The following is a 19,833-nucleotide window of genomic DNA, read 5'->3' as shown; positions in this document are numbered from 1 at the left end:
GGATTTGAGTTTTAATTTGGAGTTGTGGGGTTTGGCGGCGGCGGGGGTGCCGGAGCCGCTGCCGTTGTATTACGGGGTGGGGCCGGAGGGGCTGGTGCTGGCGTGGGGGGACGGGGAGTTTCGGCTGGTGCAGGCGACGAATGTGCTGGGGCCGTGGGTAACCAACAGCCTGCCGGGCTGGCATCGGGCGGCCCTCACCAATGACGCTTCCTTCTTCCGCCTGGTGCGCCCGTAGCTCCGGGGAAGAGCGCAGAGCTCAAGATCACTGAGTGCGCGGGGGAGGCGGGGTGGCAGGTGGTGACCACTTGAAAGGATAGGTGTCCGGCACCACGCGGGCGTCCGTGGTGAAGACAAAGGGGAGAATCGTGCCGCTGGGATATTTCATCTCCACAAAATAAGCGGTCCAGCCCTCGGCCGGCTTGGAAACGCGGACCGAGTAAGTGCCCGGCTGCGAGGGTGAGATGGGTGTGCTGGTCCAGACCGGCCCGAGAGATTCCAGGCGGAAATCGCGGGCCTTGGGATTGGTGGCTGTCCAGAGTTTAACTTCCGTGGGCTGGGTTTTGCAGACCAGCTCAAGCTGGCCTGGTTCACCATGTTTCCAAGTGAACTCCGGCAGGGGGCGTTGATTGAGGAGGGCCTCGTAAAACGCCAGCAGGCTCATCCAGCCGTCGGTGCCCCGCAGGCTGTGGTCCGCGTTGGGGATGGTGCGGAGGTATTTGGGGCCGGGCAGAGCGTCGAAATAAAAGCGGGCAGAATCCACCGGGAAGAATTGATCGCCGGCGGCGGTGACGATGAACTTGGGCAGGGTGTAGCGGGCACGATATTCATAAGGGTCTTCGATGCTCAGCAGGCGGCGGCATTGCGGTGTGTCCATCCAATCCGGAATGCGCTCGTAGGTATAATTGCCCACCGCGGGCGCGAAGAAACCATAGGCGGCATAATGGGCCTTGAGCGAAGGCGCCACATTGAGCACATCAATCACCACGGGCATGATGCCGGTGACCCGCGGGTCCACCGCCGCGGTGGACCAGGTGGTCCAGCCGCGCTTGGAGGCGCCAGCCACCACAAAGTTTCGAATGGTGCGGCGGCCGCCCTGCTCGGTGGCGCACACGGCGGTGATGGTGTCCATGGCGCGGACGGCTGCCTTGGTCATGGGCAGGCGGGCCGGCCAGCGTTCATCCCCGGTGCGCAGGAATTTATCCCAAGTGTAGGCAATGATGGCATCTTCGCTCATGCGGTTGGTGCGGTCAGCAAACAGCAGGGGCTGGTTGGGCACCTGGCCAAGACTGGCCACCACAGAGCGGCTGCTGGAGGCGAGCAACAAGGCATTGGCGTCGGGCTTGGCAGGCGCAGGGCGGTCGTTGGAGCCGCCGCCGATCAGCAAGAGGGCAGTCTCGTGTGTGGCATTGGTGGGGATGGTGATGGTCAGCCAATGCCGCCAAACCGTCCGGTTGACTTCCTTGGAGGTTAACCATGCCTGGCTGGTCAGATCCACCACCAACACCGTGGCATTCTCGGTTTGGAGGGTATTGACGACATGCCACTGGTAATTGGTGTCGGGCGCGGCCACATAGCGATCCAGTGCCGTGGGCGGTGTGGCCTGAATTCGTGATTCTGCTGCGGGCGCGGCCTGACCCAAGAGATTGAAGGCGGCAAGGAGGAGCAAGGCAAGCCGGAGGCCGGCGCATGACGTTCGATGCATAAAAGGGCGTGTTGGCATGTGCAGCGGTAACAGATACTCAGGCGGACGGCGGGGTCAACCACAAATCCACCGGTTTTTTAACGGCCGGTTGATAGGGCAGGGCGACTGGGCGGCCCAGCCCCGCCGAGGCGTAGGCGGCCAGCAATAATTCCAGGACGGCCCGGCCATCTTCACCAGTGACGGCGGGTTGGGCGCCGGACTGCACGCATTGAATGAAATGGCGCAACTCCTGGGGGTAACCCTGATTAAAGGCTTCTTCAAAGATGGTAAAAGTCCAGCCTTGGGTGGAGCCGGCCTTTTCCAAGGCGTAGCCGTAACCCTTTTCGCTGTAGGTCAGGGCCGCGTTGCCGTGAAACAGGTCCGCATAAATGACGCCTCCCGTGCCATAGACCTCCACCCGGTCATCCATGCCTCCGGGCTTGGCCCAACTGTTTTCCACCACGGCGATTACGCCGTTATCAAAGGTGACGATCACGATCGAATTCTCCTCGCCGCGGGTGCGGTGGCCGTGGCGCAGGCCGGTTTGAAGATGGGCCTGGACCTGTACGGGCCTGACCTGCGGCCCCAGCATCCAGCGGAACCAGGCGAGGCCATGACAGCCCATGTCCATGAGGACGCCTCCGCCGGATTGCTCCACGTCATAAAACCACGCCGCATGCGGGCCGGAATGTTTTTCGCACTGGCGCAATTGAAAGACCCGATCCACCGCCCCCTCCTGCACCAATTGGCGCACGCGCTCATATTTGGGGGCAAAGCACAGCTCCTCTGCGTACATCAGCAGGCGGCCGGCCTGGCGGCAGGCTTCCAGCATGGCGTCCGCCTCGGCCAAATTCATGCAGAGGGGTTTTTCAATGATGACATGCTTGCCGGCGCGCGCCGCGGTGAGCACCGCCTGGCAATGGAGGAAATTGGGCAGGCAGACATCTACGACGTCGGCGCCGGCTTCATGAATCGCCCGTTCCATGTCATCATACCAGAAAGCGATATGATGACGGCGGGCAAAAGCCTCGGCTTTGGCTGGATCGCGCGCATAAACGGCGATGACTTCCGCTTCGGGCACAAAACGGTGGAAACACTCGGCGTGAATGTCGGCAATAAAACCGGCTCCCAGAATGACAACCTTGGTTTTGGCTTGATGGTTTGCTGGCATGGACGCTGATTTAGCCGTTTCCATGGCCGGAGGCAAGACTTGGGTGGGCCGATTTGAAACGGCCCGTTCTGGAGCGGGGCAAGGGGGGGTAACCACGCTTCAGGCCAGTCCCCGCCGTGGCAGGTACTGCGCAGGGAATCTCCAGGGGGCGCGATATTGGGGAATGGCCAGCCGCGCTGCTTCGGCGTCGCCGACGATTCTTTCGGTTTCGGGATCAAAGCGAAGAGCCCGTCCCACCCGCAGCGAGAGATTGGCCAGGGTCAACGCCAGATCCACCTTGTAATGATAAAACACACTGCAACTGGGCTGCTGCCGGCTGCGGACACAGTTCAGCCATTCGCGCTCGTGCCCCGGTGACGGCTCCAAATCCTCATACGGCGGTTGGGTTAAATCCGTCAAAAACTTGCCTTCGGGCACCACTTCGCATTTGGTATAACTGGCCATTAATGTGCCATTGAGGCCGTGGAAGTAAATGCCCAGCCGCCGCGCCGGCTCGCCCCGTCCAAAGTCCCAGGCGAAACTGTTGCACAGGCTCATCATCCAGGTCATGGTCAGGCCGGGATATTGCCAGATGACCTCCTGTGTGTCGGGGGCATCCCCATCGCCCCGGATGATGAAACGGCCGCCGGTGGAGTAGGTGCGGAGAGGCACCCCCAAGTTCAAGGCCCACACAGGCAAATCTACAATGTGCGGCGCCATGCCGGGGGTCCAGCCACCGGAATAATCCCAAAAGGAGCAGTGATGGTAGGAATCGGTGAAGAGCAGACGGTTGAAAGGTATCAGCGGGGCGGGGCCGCACCATAGATTCCAATCCAAACCCGCTGGGGGGTCCTCTGCCGGCGCATAACCGATGCCCTGCGGACCTTGATTCATGACGTTGAACGTTCGCACCACGCTCACCGGCCCCAGTTTGCCGGAGCGAATCCAGGCCACCACCCGCCGGTAGTTGGCGCCGGCGTGGATTTGCGTGCCGATCTGGCTGATGCGGTTGTGCCGCTGCACCGCATTGCGAATGGCCAGGGTTTCGCCAGGGTAAAGCGACATGGGCTTTTGCAAATAAATATCCTTGCCAGCTTCCACAGCGTGGATGGCCATCAGGCAATGCCAGTGCGGCGGGCTGGCAATGATGACTGCGTCCACGTCTTTGGCGGCCAGCAAATCCTGGTAATAGGCGTAGCCGCGGGCCGTCGGCGCATACTTGGCCACCAGGGCATCGCGCCGTTGGGGTGACACATCGCAAATGCCCGTGACGGCCACGTCGGCGTATTGGGCGCAGTTGGCCAGATTGGCGGCCCCCATCCCGTTGACGCCGATGGCCCCCAACTGGATGCGTTCGCTGGGCGGGGTTTGGCCATTGAGGCCCAATACGCTGGAGGGCACCAACAGCGGCGCCACCACGGCGGCGGAGGCAGTGCGCAAGAAACGACGACGGGACGAAACATTTTGAGCAGCATTCATAACCCGGCTACGCGCATTAGTATGGCTTTACGGGACGGCTTATAGCAAGCCGCAACGCAACCCTTCCGCCGACCGGTGAGTCGTTAAGGTGAGGGGAGAGGTGGGATGGGAAGGGAATGAAGGGACGGGTGTTGATTCAGGCGTCTTTGAGGGCGCGGAGTTCGGCGTCGGTGTAGCGGAGGCGGATGGCGAGGCCGCGGGCGAGGCGGGCGAAGAGTTTGACGCCGAGGACGGGGTTGGCGAGGGAGAGTTCGTCGAATTTGCGGCGGGAGATGACGAAAAGCTCGGTGGGGGCGGCGGCCACCGCGTCGGCGGAGCGGTTGCCGCGGTCCAGGAAGGCGACTTCGCCGAAGAAGTTGCCGCGGCCGAAGGTGGCGACGAGGTGGTTTCCGCCGCTTTCGAGGGGGAGGGTGATGCGGACGAGGCCCCGGCGGATGATGAAGAGTTCATCGCCGGGCTGGCCCTGGCGAAAAATGGCCTCGCCGGGGGCACAGGTGCGTTGTTCCACGCACTGGGCGAGGAGGCTGAGGGTGTGGTCGGCTTCGAATTCGCGCAGCAGCTCAATTTCGGGGAGTTCCAAGGGGGGGTCGCGGCCGGAAACAAGGAGTTGTTGTTCGTGGAGGATGCCATCTTCGGCCCATTCAAGGGCGTCATCGAGGGTGTCAAACACCTGGATGGGGTGGGCGCGGGCGATGACGCCGACTTGTTCCAGGTAATGGCGGAGGTTCTGGCCGGTGGGCAGGTGTTCGGGGATGCTGCTCAGGGCGAGCTGGCCGCCGCGGTCGCCGAGGGTGAGGGCCATTTGTTCGAGCAGATGGGCGGCGGTGAAGTCCACGGATTGGACGCGGCGAAAGTCCAGGATGACGCGGCGGCTCATTTTGAGGTCCGGCTCCAGTTCGGTGTAGAGTTTTTCGGTGTTGCCAAAGAAGAGGCTGCCCTGGAGTTCACAAACGGTGGTGAGGTGGCCGTATTGGACGAGGCATTCTTTTTCGGGGGGAAGGCGGTATTGTTTGGAGGAGATTTGATGGCCGTAGATTTTGCGGCGGATCACCGAGCCGCGCATTTGCTCGCGGAGGAAGAGGAGGATGGCCAGGGCCAGTCCGGCGGCGGTGGCGGCGATCAAATTGAACTGGGCGACGATGGCCACGGCGGCAATGACGGAGAAATCCAGGACGGTGGCGCGTTGTCTGAGGAGGTGCAGACTGTGCCAATCCATCATGCGGCAGGCGACGGCCATGAGGATGCCGGCCAGGGCCGCAATGGGAATCCAGCCGAGAGCGTTGCGGAGGAGCAGCACGGCTGCGAGGGTCCAGACTCCAGCAAAAACTCCGCTCAGGCGGGTGCGGCCGCCGCTGTTGAAATTGACCAGGGTGGCGCCCATGGTGCCGGCGCCCGGCAGGCCGCCGGCCAGCGAGGACAGGAGGTTGGCGGCGCCCTGGCCCAACAGCTCGCGGTTGGAATCGTGGCGGCTGCGGGTGAGGGTATCCATGACGACGCAGGTTTTGAGGGTGTCGATGGAGAGCAGCACGGCAAGGGTGAGCGCTGGCATGATGATTTCCCGCCATTGCGAGGGAGGGATGGAGGCCCAGGCGTGGAATTGTTCCTGCCAACGGGGGGCCTGGATGGTGCCGGTGTCGGCGAAGAGGGGACCGATGATCAAGGGATTGGATTTGGCGAAAAGGCGCAGTTCGGGGAGGAAGAGGGAGAGCAGGCCATAGGTGAGCAGTCCGGCGGCCAGACCGATGATGGCCCCGGGGACTTTGGTGGTAAGTTTTTTAGTGGCGGCCATCGCGGCGATGGTGACGCCGCCAATGAGGATTGCCGGCCAGTGCCAGTTGGCAGGGTGAAGCAAAGCAGCGAGGGGGGTGGCTGCGGGATTCCCCAAGAATTTGGGTAATTGGCCGAAGAAGATGTAGAGGCCGACGCCGGTGAGGTATCCGCTCACCACGGGATAGGGAATGTATTTGATGGCCTTGCCCGCCCCGACACCACCCAGGACGATTTGGAGCAGGCCAGCCAGAAGGCCGGTCAGGGCAAGCAAGGCGGCTGCGTGGGCGGGAGGGCAGGCCAGCTCGTGGGTCAGATGCAGAGCAAAGACACTGAGGACGGCGGCCGCCGGGGCACAGGGGGCGGAGATCAGACGGGGGGTGCCGCCTGCCAAGGGGGCGATCAGCCCCAGGATGATGGCGCCGGTGATTCCGGCCAGAACTCCCTGGGCCAGGTAGTCGCGGCCCAGGGCGAGGTAGATGGCGATGCCAAAGGCCACTGACGAAGGCAGGGCTACCAGCATGGCGGCAAGGCCTCCCCAGAGGTCACCGAGGGTGACACGATGAACGGCCGCCGCTGGTGGAGCAGGTGCCATGGTGACCCTTTGGATTCGGGCTGTCACCGATGAGGCGATAGCCAGGTGGCCAGGGCGATCATGCGGGACAGCACCGTTCCGGGGTTACGTTATTAAGGATACCCCAAAACAGCCGTTTTGTGCAAATGGTTTGGTGAGGGCCGAAAAGTTCCTCCAGGCAGGCGATGGGGTGGTAGCTCCTGATGCCGGTCAGGATAGGGTGGCGCCGATTTCGACTTTTCTTTTTCAACGGTTGTTTCAGACTTTGGGATATGATCATTTCATCCGGCTATGCTTTCAGGAGGTTGCCACGAGGTTGGCGGATTGGCGCTGTTTTGCTGATGTTGGGCATGTTTATGGCGGGTTGGGCCGGGGCGGCGGAGGCGTTTGTGCGGGTGAGTCCGCGGGATGCGCGGTATTTTGAGTTAAGCGATGGCACGCCCTACATTCCGATTGGGCTGAACATGATCGCGCCGCCGGGCGACCGTTTTGAGGGGATGGCGCAGTGGATGGATCAATTGGCCGGGCAGGGGGGGAATTTTATCCGGGTGTGGTTGAGCAATCCTTATTTTGATGTGGAGCATGCCAAGAGCGGGGAGTACGACGCCCATAAGGCGCGGCGGATTGAGGAGCTGCTGGCGCATGCTGCGGCGCGGGGGATCCGGGTGAAGATGTGCATGGAGCATTTTAGGCATCTGGGGGAGGGGACACAGCGATGGGCGGCCAAACCCATGCACTTGGTGGCCAACGGCGGTCCGGCGACCAACACGGCACATTTTTTTGATGGGGAGGCCGGGCGGCGGCAGTTTCAAGAGAAGATCGCATGGTATAGGCGTCGGTTTGGGGCGCAGCCGCAGGTGTTTGGTTGGGAGTTGTGGAATGAGATGAACGCCATCCGTGCGGGGGATTACATGGCCTGGACCGAGCTGATGTTGCCTCATTTGCATCGGGCTTTTCCCTCCAACCTTTGCATGCAGAGCCTGGGGAGTTTTGACACGGACTGGGTGCGGGCCAGTTACCGGCGGCTGGCGCTAATGCCGGGCAATGATGTGGCGCAGGTGCATCGGTATCTGGATTTGGGGGCAAAATTGACGGTGTGCCATGGGCCGGTGGACATCTTGGCCGCGGACGCGGTGCGGGAGCTGTTGGCGGTGAAGCCGGGCAAACCGGTGCTGTTGGCAGAGAGCGGAGCGGTGGAGCCGAATCACAGCGGGCCGTTCAAGTTGTACGGGGCGGACAGCCATGGGATCATTTTGCATGATGTGCTGTTTGCGCCGTTTTTTGCGGGTGCGGCCGGGCCGGGACACATCTGGCATTGGGATAGTTATGTGGCGCGCAACAACCTCTGGTTTCATTTTGGGCGTTTTGCCGAGGCCGTGAAGGGAATAGACCCCGCAGGAGAGGGCTTTGAGCCGCAATTTTTGACGGTGGGGCCGTGCCGGGTTTATGCGCTGGTGGGGCGGCGGCACGTGCTGGTTTGGTTGCGGGATGGGCGGGCCACGTGGCAGACGGAGTTGCAACAAGGTCAGGCGCCCGAGGAAGTGCGCGATCTGCGGCTGTCGTGGCAGGCATTGAAAACGGCGGGAAGAGGACGGGCAACGGCCTATGATCCATGGCGTAATGAATGGATGGCGGTGTCGGTGGAGGCAGACGGGGGTTGGGTGTTGCCGGCATTCAAGCGCTCGCTGGTTCTGAAGGTAGCCCGGGAGTGAGGGCAGCAGGCGCGTGCCCTTTACGTCGGAGTCTAGAGGACGGATTTGACTTTGTGCGGCCAAAAATCTTTACTTGGGGCGTGCAGTGACGGCGTGCAAGCCGGTTCCCAGGTGCAACCCAAGCCTCGAGGTTTGAAACGGAGTGCAGGTGGAATGAGGAATTTTTGGGGGACGGGGAAAAGTTTGGCTGCCCGACATGGATTTGAACCATGACAAACAGATCCAGAGTCTGCTGTGCTACCGTTACACCATCGGGCAGTGCACGTGAGAGCAAGGTACGGATTTTGTGACGGGAGTCAAGCCGTGGTTTGGCGGTGGTGACAGAAAGAGATTTTATGCCGCAGGAGTATCGGATGATATTGAAGCATGTGGACCAGGCCGGTTACACACCGGATTTGGAATGCTATGTGCGGCATGGCGGGTATCAGACTTTGCGCAAGGCTTTGGCCCTGGCGCCGGTGACGACGGCGGAGGGGAAGACGGAGACGGGGCCGGAGCAAATTCGCAAGGAGGTGATGCTATCCGGGCTGCGGGGGCGCGGGGGGGCGGGTTTTTCCTGCGGGTTGAAGTGGTCCTTTGTGGATCGGAAGAGCGGCAAGCCGATTTATTTGATTTGCAACGCCGATGAGTCGGAGCCGGGGACGTTCAAAGATCGGCAGATTATTTACAAGGATCCGCATCAGTTGATTGAGGGTATGATGATTGCCGCCTATGCCAATGATGTGCATCTGGCGTATATTTACATTCGCGGGGAATTTGCCGAGGGGGCTAGGATTTTGAATCGGGCGCTGGCAGAGGCACGCGGGGCGGGGTATTTGGGAAAGAATATTTTGGGCAGCGGATATGATTTGGAGATTTATGTGCATCGGGGGGCGGGGGCCTACATTTGCGGGGAGGAGACGGGGCTGATTGAATCCCTGGAGGGCAAGCGGCCGTATCCGCGCATCAAGCCACCCTATTTCCCGGCGGTGCTGGGGCTGTATCAGTGTCCCACGATTGTCAACAACGTGGAGACTTTGTGCGCGGTAAAGCACATTGTGGAGATGGGAGGGGCGGCGTATGCGCGGCTGGGGACGCCCAATAACACCGGGACGCGGATTGTGAGTTTGAGCGGACACGTACGGCGGCCCGGCTATTATGAGATTGAGGTGGGGAAAGTGACCTTGGGGGAGCTGATCTTCCATGAGAATTTCGGGCAGGGGCTGCGTCCGGGGCGGACGTTGAAGGCGATCATTCCGGGCGGGTCCTCGGCCAAGGTGTTCAAGGCGGGGGAGAAGGTGACGTTGCGGCGGAGGCGTCCGGATGGGACGATGAGCGTGCAGGAGATGGATTTGCTGGATTTGCCATATGATTTTGACACCATAGCGGCAGCCGGGAGCATGTCGGGTTCCGGGGCCATCATTGTGATGGACGACACCACGGACATGGTGGCGGCGCTGGCCAATCTGGCCGAATTCTACGCGCATGAAAGTTGCGGGCAGTGCACGCCGTGCCGGGAAGGGGCCTTGTGGATGAGCAAGATATTGCATCGGATGGATACAGGACGGGGGCGGGCAGGTGATGCCGCCCAGTTGCTGCATCTGGCCCAGAACATTCAGGGCCGCACCGTGTGCGCCTTTGGCGAGGCTTGTGCCTGGCCGGTGCTGAGTTTTGTAAGCAAATTCCGCGAGGACTTTGAGGCGCGGGGCGCGGGCCCGGCCGCCCGGAGGGTGTAGCCGCCATTGCGATTGAGGGTTTTCAAAGTATGCCGGATACCAAACCAGACCAGAGCGCCCCGCCACCGCCTGCCGCCGTGGAGAAAATAAAAATCAAGGTGGACGGGCGGGAGGTGGAGGTGCCGCGGCTGATGCCTGATTGGACGGGGAAACTGGCGCCGACGACGATGTTGCAGGCGTGCAAGCTGGCGGGGGTGGAGGTGCCGCATTATTGCTATCATCCGCAGTTGCCGGTGGCGGGGAATTGCCGGATGTGCCTGGTGGAATTTGGCGTGCCGATGATCGGGCCGGATCGGAAGCCGCTGTTGAACGAGAAAGGGGAGCCAATCATCCAGCGGAGCACCCTGCCTTACGAGCCGGGGACGCCGCGGGGGGCCATTGCGTGCGCCACGCCGATTTCGCCGGGAATGGAGATTTATCCGAGTTCCCCGGCGACGAAGCAGATGCGGGAGTCGGTGCTGGAGTTTTTATTGGCGAATCATCCCCTGGATTGCCCGATTTGTGATCAGGCGGGCGAGTGCAAGTTGCAGGAGTATGCGCTGGATCACGGGCGGGCGGAGAGCGCCTTTGGGGAAACCAAGGTGCACAAGCCCAAGCAGGTGGATTTGGGGCCGCGGATCATGCTGGACGATGAGCGGTGCATTTTGTGCACGCGATGCATCCGGTTTACGCGGGACATTGCGGGGGATGACGCGCTGGGAATCATCCACCGGGGCGGGTATAACACGCTCAGCGCCTATCCGGGGCGGCAGTTTGACAACAATTACACCCTAAATACGGTGGACATTTGCCCGGTGGGGGCGTTGACGTCGAAGGATTTCCGGTTTCGGATGCGGGTATGGTTTTTGAAGGAGACCAAAAGCATCTGCACCAGTTGCGGACGGGGCTGCAATATTCTTATCAGCTCGCGGGAGAACGTGATTTACCGGTACACGCCGCGGGAGAACATGGCGGTGAACAAATGCTGGATGTGCGATGCGGGGAGGTTGAATTACAAGTGGATTGGGCGGGCGGACCGCCTGAAGGAAGTGCTGGGGCCGGGAGGACAGAAGTCTGATTGGGCGCAGGTGATGCCGGAGATCAGCGCGCGGTTGCGCGCAGCGCCGGCGGGATCGGTGGCGATGGTGGTATCGGCCCGCCAGACGGTGGAGGAGATGTATTTGCTGCGGGTGCTAGCCGGCAAGCTGGGGGCGGTAACGGATGCGGTGCCGCGGGTGGGGGAGGCGGATCATTTGCTGGTGCATGCGGACAAGAATCCCAACAGCAATGGGGCGCGGGTGATGGGTTTGTGTGGCGCCGAGATGGGGGCCAGTCTGCCGCGGATTGCGGCGGGGATTGCGGCGGGGACGATTCGGACCTTGCTGGTGGTGGGGGAGGATGTGACGAAACATGGAATTGAGGCGGAGTTGCTAAGCCGGTTGGAAACCTTGGTGGTGAGCGATATTTTACCCAATAAAACGACGCGGCACGCGCATTACCTGCTGCCCGGATGTGCGCACGCCGAGAAGCGGGGCAGTTTCATCAATGCCACCGGGCGCTGGCAACGTTTCTGGAAGGCGGTGGAGCCGCCGGGGCAGGCGCGGCCGGAGATCGAGTGGCTGGGTGAACTGGCGCACAATGTGGCGGGGGAAAACAGCTTTGGCAGCGTGGAAGCCTTGTTCAACCATCTCAGTCGTGAGGTGCCGGGACTGGGCGGGGTGCGGTGGGAGCAGTTGGGGGACAGCGGGGTGGACGTGAGCATGCAGGCGCGGCAGGGGTGATTGAGAGCACGACATGGACTGGATCAACAACTTGAGTGCCGGACAGCAGTTTGCGCTCTTCAGCGCGGTGAAAATCCTTGGGGTGTTTTCCGTGCTGATGTTCATGGTGGCGTATGTGGTGCTGCTGGAGCGGCGGCTGTGCGCGGCGATTCAGGACCGGGTGGGGCCGAATCGGGCGGGGCCGGGGGGCATTTGGCAGCCGATCGCGGACGCGGTGAAATCGTTTTTGAAGGAGGACTTCATGCCGGCGCATGTGCGCAAGGTATGGTACTGGCTGGCGCCGGCGGCGGTGATGATTCCGGGGCTGGTGACGGTGGCGGTAATACCGTTTGGCTCGCAGATTGGGCAGCAGAAGATGGTTATTGCGGATTTGAATGTGGGGATTTTGTACACTTTTGGCATCGTGTCGCTGGGAGTGTACGGGATTGTGCTGGCGGGGTACGCCGCCAATTCCAAATATCCCTTCCTGGGAGGGATTCGCTCCAGTGCGCAGATGATTTCGTATGAGATTGCGATGGGGTTGTCGGTGATTCCTGTGTTGATGCAGGCGGGGGATTTGAACCTGAGCCGTCTGGTGGAGGCGCAGGCAGGCTGGCTGGCGAGCTGGCTGCCGCTGCCCAACTGGATGGTGCTGCAGAGTCCGATGACGGCTTTGTCCTTTTTAATTTTTCTGGCGGCGGCCTTTGCGGAGACCAACCGGCTGCCCTTCGATTTACCGGAGGCGGAGCAGGAGCTGGCGGGGGGGTACAATGTGGAATACAGCTCGATCAAGTTTGCCCTGTTTTTCATGGGAGAATACGCCAATATGATTGCGGCGTCCGCGATGATGGTGACGTTGTTTTTTGGCGGCTGGACGCTGCCCTGGTTTGGGCTGGATCGTCCGGCGGAAACGGTGGGCATGGGGATTTTGCACATCATGATCTTTTTGGGGAAGGTGGCGGTGTTCATGGTGTTTTTCATCTGGGTGCGCTGGATGCTGCCGCGTTTTCGGTATGATCAGCTTATGGATCTGGGCTGGCGGCGGTTTGTGCCGCTGGGGTTGGTGAACATTTTACTCATGGCCGTGTGGCTGTGGTGGCGGGCGGGGGCGTAGGAGAACTGGATTGTGATTGTGCCGCGTAAAAAATTGACGTTGTGGGAACGGCTGTTCCTGCCGGCATTTGTGGCCGGATTCAAGGTCACGTGGCGGCATTTTGTGAACACGCTGTTCCGACGGCGGAATGCGGCGGTGGTGACGGCGGGGGGATATTACCCGGAGGTGCCATGGACAGTGAAGGAGGGCTACCGCGGGGCGCCGTATCTGGTCAAGGATCAGGAGGGACGGACGAAATGTGTATCGTGCCAGCTTTGCGAGTTTGTGTGCCCGCCCAAGGCCATCAAGATCACCCCGCCCGGCCCGGAGGTGGATCCGACGACGGGGAATGTGGAGAAGCGGCCCAAGGAGTTTGAGATCAACATGCTGCGGTGCATCTTCTGCGGCTTTTGCCAGGAAGTATGCCCGGAGGAGGCGATCTTTTTGATGAAGGATTACTCCCTAAATGGCGGGAGCCGGGAGGAAATGATTTACAACCTGGAGAAATTGCTGGCCCTGGGCGGGGTGCATGAGGATCCCATCATGAAATGGAAGAAGAAAGCGCTCGAAGCCCAGGCGCAGGAAGTGTTTAATCCGGAGCGCAAGGAATGAGCGGCATCGCGCATGACTGACCTGTTGTTTTATTTGTTTGCCGCGCTGGCGGTGGCCTGTGCCTTTCTGGTGGTGGCCAACCCGTTCAGCCGGAATCCGGTGACCAGCGCCATGTTTCTGGTGCTGACGATCGTGTCGCTGGCGGGGTTGTTTGTGCTGCTGCACGCCTATTTTCTGGCGGCCATTCAGATTCTGGTTTATGCGGGGGCGGTGATGGTGCTGTTTTTGTTTGTAATCATGCTCCTGGATTTGAAGGAGGAGGAGCGCCAGGGGCTGCGCCGCACGGCGGTGGTGTCCGGACTGGCGGCGGTGGGCGGGCTCTTAATCATCATCGTGCAAACGGTGTGGTCGGGCCGCCCGGGGCAGGGGACACAGCCATTATTGGAGGGGGAAACGACGGTGTTGGGGCGGGCGCTGTTCAACGCGCAGGGAAACAGCCCGGGTTTTCTGCTGCCATTTGAGCTGGTGGGGCTGCTGCTGCTGGTGGCGATGATTGGGGCCATGGTGCTCAGCAAGAAGGAGGTCAAATGAGCGTGGGCTTGGAGCATTATTTGACGGTGAGCGCCCTGCTGTTTGGGCTGGGTCTGCTGGGGGTGATGCTGCGGCGGAGTCTGATTTTAATGTACATGTCGCTGGAGCTGATGCTCAACGCGGCGAATCTGGCGCTGGTGGCTTTTTCGCGGTTCAACAATCATCTGGATGGGCAGGTGATGGTGTTTTTCATCATCACCGTGGCGGCGGCGGAGGTGGCCGTGGGGCTGGCCTTGCTGGTGGCGCTGTATCGCCGGCAGCAGAGCACGCAGGCGGATGATTTGACCTCAATGAAACTCTAGCGGCATGGAGCATCCGGAAAATCTTCTCTGGCTGGCATTGGTGGGGCCGCTGCTCTCGGCGGGGGTCATCACGCTGTTCCTGCGCAAGGAGGGGCGGTTGAGCGCGGGGCTGTCCATTGGGGCGGTGGCGGTGTCCTTTGTGATTTGCGGCGGATTGTTTTTGATGTTTGGGGCGCAGCCGGAAAGCAACCTGGGATTGTATCCGGCATTGACGGAATGGCGTTTTACCTGGCTGCAGGTGGGTGGGGTGAAGGTTTCGATGGCCTTGCGGATGGATTATTTGAGCTTGTTGATGGCGTTGGTGGTGACGGGGGTGGGCGGAGCCATTCATGTGTATTCCGCGGGTTACATGGGCAAGGATCCGCAGATGGGGCGGTATTTTGCGGGGTTGAGTTTGTTCACCTTTGCCATGTTGGGCATTGTGTTTGCGAATGATCTCATCACGTTGTTTATCTTTTGGGAACTGGTGGGGGTCTCGAGCTATTTGTTGATTGGTTTCTGGCACGAGCGGGCGGCGGCGGCCAATGCGGCGCGCAAAGCCTTTTTGACCAACCGCCTGGGTGATTTTGGGTTTTTACTGGGGATCTTGCTGCTTTGGGGGATGCTGGGGACGCTGGACTTTGAAGAGATCCGGCAGCAGTTGGCGTCGCGGCCGGGGCGGCTGGGGGAGATGGCGGGGGTGGCGGGGCTGTTGATTTTCTGCGGGGCGATGGGGAAATCGGCGCAATTTCCGCTGCACGTGTGGTTGCCGGACGCCATGGAAGGCCCCACGCCGGTCAGCGCGTTGATCCACGCGGCCACGATGGTGGCGGCCGGTGTGTATATGTTGTGCCGGCTGTTTTTCCTGTACACGGTGCCGATAAGCTGGCCAGAGAGTCTGGCCTTTTTGCAGGGGATCACGCCGCTGGACATCATTGCCATGATCGGTGGCATCACGGCGTTGCTGGCGGCGTTGATCGCGGTGCAGCAAAGTGACATCAAGCGGATTCTGGCGTATTCCACGCTTTCGCAACTGGGGTACATGATCATGGCGGTGGGCCTGATGCATCCGCAGGCGGCCATGTTTCATCTGACCACGCATGCGTTTTTCAAGGCGTTGTTGTTTTTGGGGGCGGGCAGCGTGATTTATGCGCTGCATCATGAGCAGGATATTTGGAAAATGGGCGGGCTGCGCCGGCGGATGCCGCTGACGTGGGTGACGTTTTTGCTGGCGACGCTGGCATTGTGCGGTCTGCCGCCGTTGAGCGGATTCTACAGCAAGGATGCCATTCTGGCGGCAGCCCAGGAGAAAACCGGTTTGTTTTTACTGGCGGTGGGGACGGCCGGGCTGACCAGTTTTTACATGTTCCGACTGGTGTTTGCAGCCTTCTGCGGCGCGCCGCGGAGTGACAAGGTGGAGCACGCCCATGAATCACCGGCGATTATGACGGTGCCGTTGGTTTTGCTGGCGGCATTATCGGTGGCAGGCGGGGTGCTGGGGATTCCGGCGTTTTTAAGCAAGATGCCGGATTTGGCGGGCGCGGGGGGGATGGCGACGGCGCAGACCCAGACGGCGGCTCCGGCGTCCGGCTTGTGGGCGATGTTGATCGAGCCGTTCCATCATGCGCCCAAGGTGGCGGCTTTGGGACTGGCGGCGTCGTTGTTTGGCTTGCTGGCGGCGTGGTTGTTGTATGGGAAGGGAGGCAAGGATCCGCTGCCGGCTTCGTTGGGGGTGTTGTCGCGGTTGATGCGGGATCGGTTTGTGTTGGATGAGATATACGAAGGGATCATTTACCTGACCCATGATGCGCTGGCGCGGCTGGCGGCGTGGGTGGATACGTGGATTATCGCGGGGCTGGGGGTGCGGGGGACGCATGGGGCGACTGAACTGACGGGGCGGGCGTTGCGGCTGTTGCACACGGGGAATGTGCAGACCTATGCCTTTTTATTTGCGGCGGGATTGGTGGTGGTGCTGTGGTGGAAACTGGGACGCTGAGCGAAGGTGATGACACCCTTGTTGTACATATTTGGCCTGCCGCTGTTGGGGGCGCTGTTGGTGTGGCTGGTGCCGCGCAACTACCGGCTGGTGATCCGGTTGATTGCGCTGGGGAGCGCGCTGGGGTCGTTGGCGGCGGCGCTGCTGCTGTTTTATCGGTTTGACGCGTCACAGGCCGGCTATCAATTTGTGACGCGGGTGCCGTGGGTGGAGTCGCTGGGGATGGCCTTTCATTTTGGGGTGGACGGCATCAATCTGGCCCTGTTGTTAATGGGGGCGCTGGTCACGTTTGCGGCGGTGGCCGTGAGCCGGCACATCAAGGAACGGGAAAAGGAGTACTATCTGCTGCTGTTATTGATGAGCGGGGGAATTCTGGGCGCTTTTGCCTCCCTGGATTTGTTTTTACTGTACTTTTTCCACGAGCTGGCGCTGGTGCCCACGTTTATCATGATCGGGATTTGGGGGCGGGGCGAGCGGCGCAATTATGCCACCTTCCAGATTACCCTGTATTTGAGCCTGGGCGCCTTGATTGCGCTGGCGGGGCTGGTGTTGCTGTACCTGCACAGCGGGGCCAGGAGCTTTGATCTGGTGGCCATCATGGCGCAGTTGCAGCGGCAGCCGTTGTCGGCGGAAGTGCAGCATTTGATTTTCCCGCTGTTGTTGTTTGGCTTCGGCATTTTGGTTTCGTTGTGGCCGTTTCATTCGTGGGCGCCGCTGGGGTATGGGAGCGCGCCGCCGGCCGTGGCGATGATGCATGCGGGGGTGATCAAGAAGTTTGGCCTGTACGGCTTGATTCGTGTGGCTTTGCCGGTGATGCCGCAGGCGGCGTGGGCCTGGGTGGATGTGCTGAGCGTCTTGTGCCTAGGCAACATCTTGTTTTGCGGGTGGGTGGCGCTGCGGCAGAAAGATTTGAACTTGTTGATTGGCAACTCGAGTGTGGCGCACATGGGCTTTTGTTTTCTGGGGCTGGCGAGTTTGTCGGTGGCGGGCATTACCGGGTGCGTGATGGTGATGGTGGCGCATGGTTTGCTGGCGGCCCTGACGTTTGGGTTAAGCGGCTATTTGCAGCAACAAACCCAGACGTTGGAATTGAAGGAGCTGGGCGGCTTGTGGCAGCGGATGCCCTATCTGGGGGCCGCACTGATGATGGCGATGTTTGCCGGATGCGGCCTGCCCGGCTTTGCGAATTTTCCCGGCGAGCTGCTGGTGATGTTTGGCGCGTGGCAGATGTTGCCGATGACGGTGGTGCTGGCGGCGTGGGGGGCGCTGGTGATAGCGGCCATATACATGCTGCGCGCGGTGCGTGAGGTCCTGCACGGGCCGGTGGCGGCCCGATGGCAGCAGGTGCAGGATGTGCCGGGATGGTGGCCCAAGCTGCCTTACACGTTGTTGCTGGGGGCGCTGTTGGTCTTTGGGTTTTATCCGCCGTTGCTGACGCGGACGATCGAGCCGGCCGTCACGGCGCTGGTGCGGCAGGCGGGCTATGATCTGCCGGCACCGGCCAAGGTGAAAGCGCGCGGAGGCGCGGAAAAGCCCGCAGTGTCCGCACCGGGGTTGCGGCGATGAAGCGATGAATGTTTCCCTGTTAAGTTTGGAAATTGGGGTGGTGCTGCTGGGCGTGGCCCTGCTGGTGGCGGACTGGTTCACGCCGGCGGAGTTCAAGCGCCGGTTGGGCGTGGTGGCGGCGGCGGTCCTGCTGCTGATGGCGGGCTACAGCTTCTGCCTGAGCGCCACGACGCCACAGTTTGCTTTTGGGCAAAGTTATGTGCTGGACGATCTGGCGTTGTTCTTCAAACGCTTCTTTCTGGTGGCGGGCGTTTTGGTGCTGTTGTGGGCGGTGGAGTTCAGTGATCGGCTGCGGGGCGGCGTGGTGGAGTTTTATGCACTGTTGCTGTTTGCGCTGGCGGGCATGATGTTCACGGCTTCGGCGAACAATTTGGCCATGCTGTTTGTGGCCCTCGAGCTGGTCACCATCACCTTTTATGTTCTGGCGGCGTACCAGCGGCAGGTGCGGGAGTCCCTGGAGGCCGGGGTGAAGTATCTGATCATGGGCGGGCTGGCTTCCGCGTTCATGGTGTTTGGGATTGCCCTGATTTTTGGAGTCACGGGGACGATTGAGTTCGAGATTTTGCGGGCCAAGATGGCGGTGAAAAACGGGCCGGCGGAACAACCGCTTTTTCAGTTGGGCATGCTCATGCTGCTGGCGGGCCTGGGCTTCAAAATTGCGGCGGTGCCGTTCCAGATCTGGGTGCCGGATGTGTATCAGGGGGCGCCTTCGCCGGTGACGGCCTTCCTGGCGGCGGGGAGCAAGGCGGCGGGCTTTGCGCTGGTGGTGCGATTGTTCATGCAGGTGACGCCGCTGGGGTCTCTGGGGTGGGAAACGCTGATGATGGCGGTGGCGGGGGTGACCCTATTGTATGGCAATTTGTGCGCGATTCCGCAGCGTAATGTGAAGCGACTGCTGGGGTATTCGAGCATTGCCCATGCGGGATATTTGTTGTTGGGGGTGGCGGCAGCATCGCTGGCGGGGGTGACCGCCGTGCTCTATTACCTCAGCGGTTACCTGTTCACGGTGTTGGCGGCGTTTGGAGTGATTACGCTGGTGCTGCGCGAGGCGGGGGCGGAGGATATTGGGGCGTTGAGCGGGCTGGGACGGCGATCTCCATTTTTAGCGGCGACGATGACCCTGGCCATGGTCTCCCTGGCGGGGGTGCCGCCGCTGGCGGGATTTTTTGGCAAGTTTTTACTGATAAAGGCGGTGCTGCAAGCCGGGGCACAGTCCAGCGCCTATTACTGGCTGGCAGGGGTGGCGGTGGTGGGGGTGGTGATTTCCTTGTGGTATTACTTTGGGGTGATCAAGGCCATGTACTGGGGAGAGGATGCGGCGGACATGTCGCCGGTGGCCGTAAGCCTGCCCAGCCGGGTGGGATTGGTGGTGTGCCTGGCAGGCATGTTATGGCTGGGGTTGATGCCGGAGGTGCCGTTGTGGCTGGCGGAGCAGGGGGCCATGGCGCTGGGGTGGTAGCGAAATAACCACAAGCGTTTATAACGCGAGCGTATTACGGAAAGAGAGAAGGCGGCAATACCCCAAAAAATAAACCGTCCGGTTGCCCGGACGGTTGGAGGGGGATAAAAAAGCTGTTTATTACTTGCCCTTGGCTTCCTTGAGGGCGGCGAGCCATTTGTCCACGCCGGCCATATAGCCCACCTTTTCAAACACCTTTTCGCCTTGCCCATTCAACACCACGATGGTGGGGAAGCCGCGCACGCCGTATTTCTTCTTCAGGTCGTCGTTGGCCTTCTTTTGGGCCTCGGGCAGTTGTTTTTTGGCCGGAAAATCCACGAACAGGAGGACCATGTTGTTGGCGGCGAATTCCTTGAATTCAGGTGTGGAGAAGACCTCAGCGTCCAGTTTTTTGCACCAACCGCACCAATCGCTGCCGGTGAAGTTGATGAAGAGCAATTTGTTTTCCTTTTTGGCCTGGTTGAGGGCGGCATTGAAA

At 61.0% G+C, this 19,833-nt stretch carries 16 protein-coding genes and 1 tRNA gene; 11 read left to right on the top strand and 6 right to left on the bottom strand.

The genetic code is table 11. From position 1 onward, the window contains the following. Positions 1-235: hypothetical protein (locus tag N3J91_00485; GenBank protein MCX8154921.1), on the top strand; the 235-nt coding region annotated here is incomplete at its 5' end. A 27-nt stretch (positions 236-262) separates the two neighbouring features. On the opposite strand, the gene N3J91_00480 is transcribed toward N3J91_00485, so the two are convergent. From N3J91_00480 to N3J91_00465, 4 genes are all read right to left on the bottom strand, one after another. Beyond that, the gene (locus tag N3J91_00480) at positions 263-1,702 is read right to left on the bottom strand and encodes a PhoPQ-activated pathogenicity-related family protein (protein ID MCX8154920.1); all 1,440 of its coding nucleotides are present in this window, start codon (positions 1,700-1,702) and stop codon (positions 263-265) included. A gap of 37 nt (positions 1,703-1,739) precedes the next feature. Further along, positions 1,740-2,852 carry a Gfo/Idh/MocA family oxidoreductase gene (locus tag N3J91_00475; protein ID MCX8154919.1) on the bottom strand — a complete coding sequence of 371 codons (1,113 nt, stop codon included), beginning with the start codon at positions 2,850-2,852 and terminating at the stop codon, positions 1,740-1,742. Positions 2,853-2,951: 99 nt separating this feature from the next. Continuing rightward, positions 2,952-4,310: a Gfo/Idh/MocA family oxidoreductase gene (locus N3J91_00470; protein MCX8154918.1), complete on the bottom strand. Its 1,359-nt coding sequence runs from the start codon at positions 4,308-4,310 to the stop codon at positions 2,952-2,954. 136 nt (positions 4,311-4,446) lie between these two features. Then, entirely contained in the window at positions 4,447-6,672 is a 2,226-nt protein-coding gene (locus N3J91_00465; protein ID MCX8154917.1) for a SulP family inorganic anion transporter, read from the bottom strand. A gap of 335 nt (positions 6,673-7,007) precedes the next feature. Between N3J91_00465 and N3J91_00460 the strand changes: the two genes are divergently transcribed. Next, positions 7,008-8,363 (top strand): cellulase family glycosylhydrolase, encoded by a 1,356-nt coding sequence (locus tag N3J91_00460; GenBank protein MCX8154916.1) that lies wholly within the window; start codon positions 7,008-7,010, stop codon positions 8,361-8,363. Between the two features lie 184 nt (positions 8,364-8,547). Here the strand turns inward: N3J91_00460 and N3J91_00455 are convergent. Beyond that, positions 8,548-8,621, bottom strand: a tRNA-Gln gene (locus N3J91_00455). A gap of 77 nt (positions 8,622-8,698) precedes the next feature. Here N3J91_00455 and nuoF point away from each other — a divergent pair. Genes nuoF through N3J91_00410 form a run of 9 tightly spaced genes read left to right on the top strand, consistent with a single transcriptional unit; the run spans position 8,699 to position 19,355 of the window. Next, the gene (nuoF, locus tag N3J91_00450; GenBank protein MCX8154915.1) at positions 8,699-10,078 is read left to right on the top strand and encodes an NADH-quinone oxidoreductase subunit NuoF; all 1,380 of its coding nucleotides are present in this window, start codon (positions 8,699-8,701) and stop codon (positions 10,076-10,078) included. 29 nt (positions 10,079-10,107) lie between these two features. Further along, positions 10,108-11,838, top strand: coding sequence for a molybdopterin-dependent oxidoreductase (locus N3J91_00445; protein MCX8154914.1), 1,731 nt, complete (start codon positions 10,108-10,110; stop codon positions 11,836-11,838). A gap of 13 nt (positions 11,839-11,851) precedes the next feature. Further along, positions 11,852-12,931, top strand: coding sequence for an NADH-quinone oxidoreductase subunit H (locus N3J91_00440; protein MCX8154913.1), 1,080 nt, complete (start codon positions 11,852-11,854; stop codon positions 12,929-12,931). 12 nt (positions 12,932-12,943) lie between these two features. Next, positions 12,944-13,522: an NADH-quinone oxidoreductase subunit I gene (locus N3J91_00435; GenBank protein MCX8154912.1), complete on the top strand. Its 579-nt coding sequence runs from the start codon at positions 12,944-12,946 to the stop codon at positions 13,520-13,522. A gap of 12 nt (positions 13,523-13,534) precedes the next feature. Then, the gene (locus N3J91_00430) at positions 13,535-14,053 is read left to right on the top strand and encodes an NADH-quinone oxidoreductase subunit J (protein ID MCX8154911.1); all 519 of its coding nucleotides are present in this window, start codon (positions 13,535-13,537) and stop codon (positions 14,051-14,053) included. Beyond that, positions 14,050-14,355, top strand: a complete 306-nt coding sequence (gene nuoK, locus N3J91_00425; protein MCX8154910.1) for an NADH-quinone oxidoreductase subunit NuoK — start codon at positions 14,050-14,052, stop codon at positions 14,353-14,355. The genes N3J91_00430 and nuoK overlap by 4 nt, the downstream gene beginning before the upstream one ends. 4 nt (positions 14,356-14,359) lie before the next feature. Then, complete coding sequence (nuoL, locus tag N3J91_00420) at positions 14,360-16,330, top strand: NADH-quinone oxidoreductase subunit L (protein MCX8154909.1); 1,971 nt, start codon at positions 14,360-14,362, stop codon at positions 16,328-16,330. A gap of 9 nt (positions 16,331-16,339) precedes the next feature. After that, the gene (locus N3J91_00415; protein ID MCX8154908.1) at positions 16,340-17,896 is read left to right on the top strand and encodes an NADH-quinone oxidoreductase subunit M; all 1,557 of its coding nucleotides are present in this window, start codon (positions 16,340-16,342) and stop codon (positions 17,894-17,896) included. 4 nt (positions 17,897-17,900) lie between these two features. After that, the gene (locus N3J91_00410) at positions 17,901-19,355 is read left to right on the top strand and encodes an NADH-quinone oxidoreductase subunit N (protein ID MCX8154907.1); all 1,455 of its coding nucleotides are present in this window, start codon (positions 17,901-17,903) and stop codon (positions 19,353-19,355) included. A gap of 120 nt (positions 19,356-19,475) precedes the next feature. Here N3J91_00410 and N3J91_00405 read toward each other — a convergent pair. Beyond that, on the bottom strand, positions 19,476-19,833 hold a 358-nt coding region (locus tag N3J91_00405), incomplete at its 5' end, for a thioredoxin family protein (GenBank protein ID MCX8154906.1).

Source organism: Verrucomicrobiia bacterium (assembly GCA_026414565.1).
Taxonomy (GTDB): Bacteria; Verrucomicrobiota; Verrucomicrobiia; order Limisphaerales; family Fontisphaeraceae; genus Fontisphaera.
The sequence above is the reverse complement of the archived record's forward strand: the minus strand, read 5'-3'. Positions and strand labels throughout refer to the sequence as shown.

What these genes read in the sequence shown, in the direction of transcription:
- N3J91_00480 (MCX8154920.1), bottom strand. Translation starts at nt 1,702, where the DNA reads ATGCATCGAACGTCATGCGCCGGCCTCCGGCTTGCCTTGCTCCTCCTT.
- N3J91_00475 (MCX8154919.1), bottom strand. Translation starts at nt 2,852, where the DNA reads ATGCCAGCAAACCATCAAGCCAAAACCAAGGTTGTCATTCTGGGAGCC.
- N3J91_00470 (MCX8154918.1), bottom strand. Translation starts at nt 4,310, where the DNA reads ATGAATGCTGCTCAAAATGTTTCGTCCCGTCGTCGTTTCTTGCGCACT.
- N3J91_00465 (MCX8154917.1), bottom strand. Translation starts at nt 6,672, where the DNA reads ATGGCACCTGCTCCACCAGCGGCGGCCGTTCATCGTGTCACCCTCGGT.
- N3J91_00460 (MCX8154916.1), top strand. Translation starts at nt 7,008, where the DNA reads ATGGCGGGTTGGGCCGGGGCGGCGGAGGCGTTTGTGCGGGTGAGTCCG.
- nuoF (MCX8154915.1), top strand. Translation starts at nt 8,699, where the DNA reads ATGCCGCAGGAGTATCGGATGATATTGAAGCATGTGGACCAGGCCGGT.
- N3J91_00445 (MCX8154914.1), top strand. Translation starts at nt 10,108, where the DNA reads ATGCCGGATACCAAACCAGACCAGAGCGCCCCGCCACCGCCTGCCGCC.
- N3J91_00440 (MCX8154913.1), top strand. Translation starts at nt 11,852, where the DNA reads ATGGACTGGATCAACAACTTGAGTGCCGGACAGCAGTTTGCGCTCTTC.
- N3J91_00430 (MCX8154911.1), top strand. Translation starts at nt 13,535, where the DNA reads ATGACTGACCTGTTGTTTTATTTGTTTGCCGCGCTGGCGGTGGCCTGT.
- nuoK (MCX8154910.1), top strand. Translation starts at nt 14,050, where the DNA reads ATGAGCGTGGGCTTGGAGCATTATTTGACGGTGAGCGCCCTGCTGTTT.
- nuoL (MCX8154909.1), top strand. Translation starts at nt 14,360, where the DNA reads ATGGAGCATCCGGAAAATCTTCTCTGGCTGGCATTGGTGGGGCCGCTG.
- N3J91_00415 (MCX8154908.1), top strand. Translation starts at nt 16,340, where the DNA reads ATGACACCCTTGTTGTACATATTTGGCCTGCCGCTGTTGGGGGCGCTG.
- N3J91_00410 (MCX8154907.1), top strand. Translation starts at nt 17,901, where the DNA reads ATGAATGTTTCCCTGTTAAGTTTGGAAATTGGGGTGGTGCTGCTGGGC.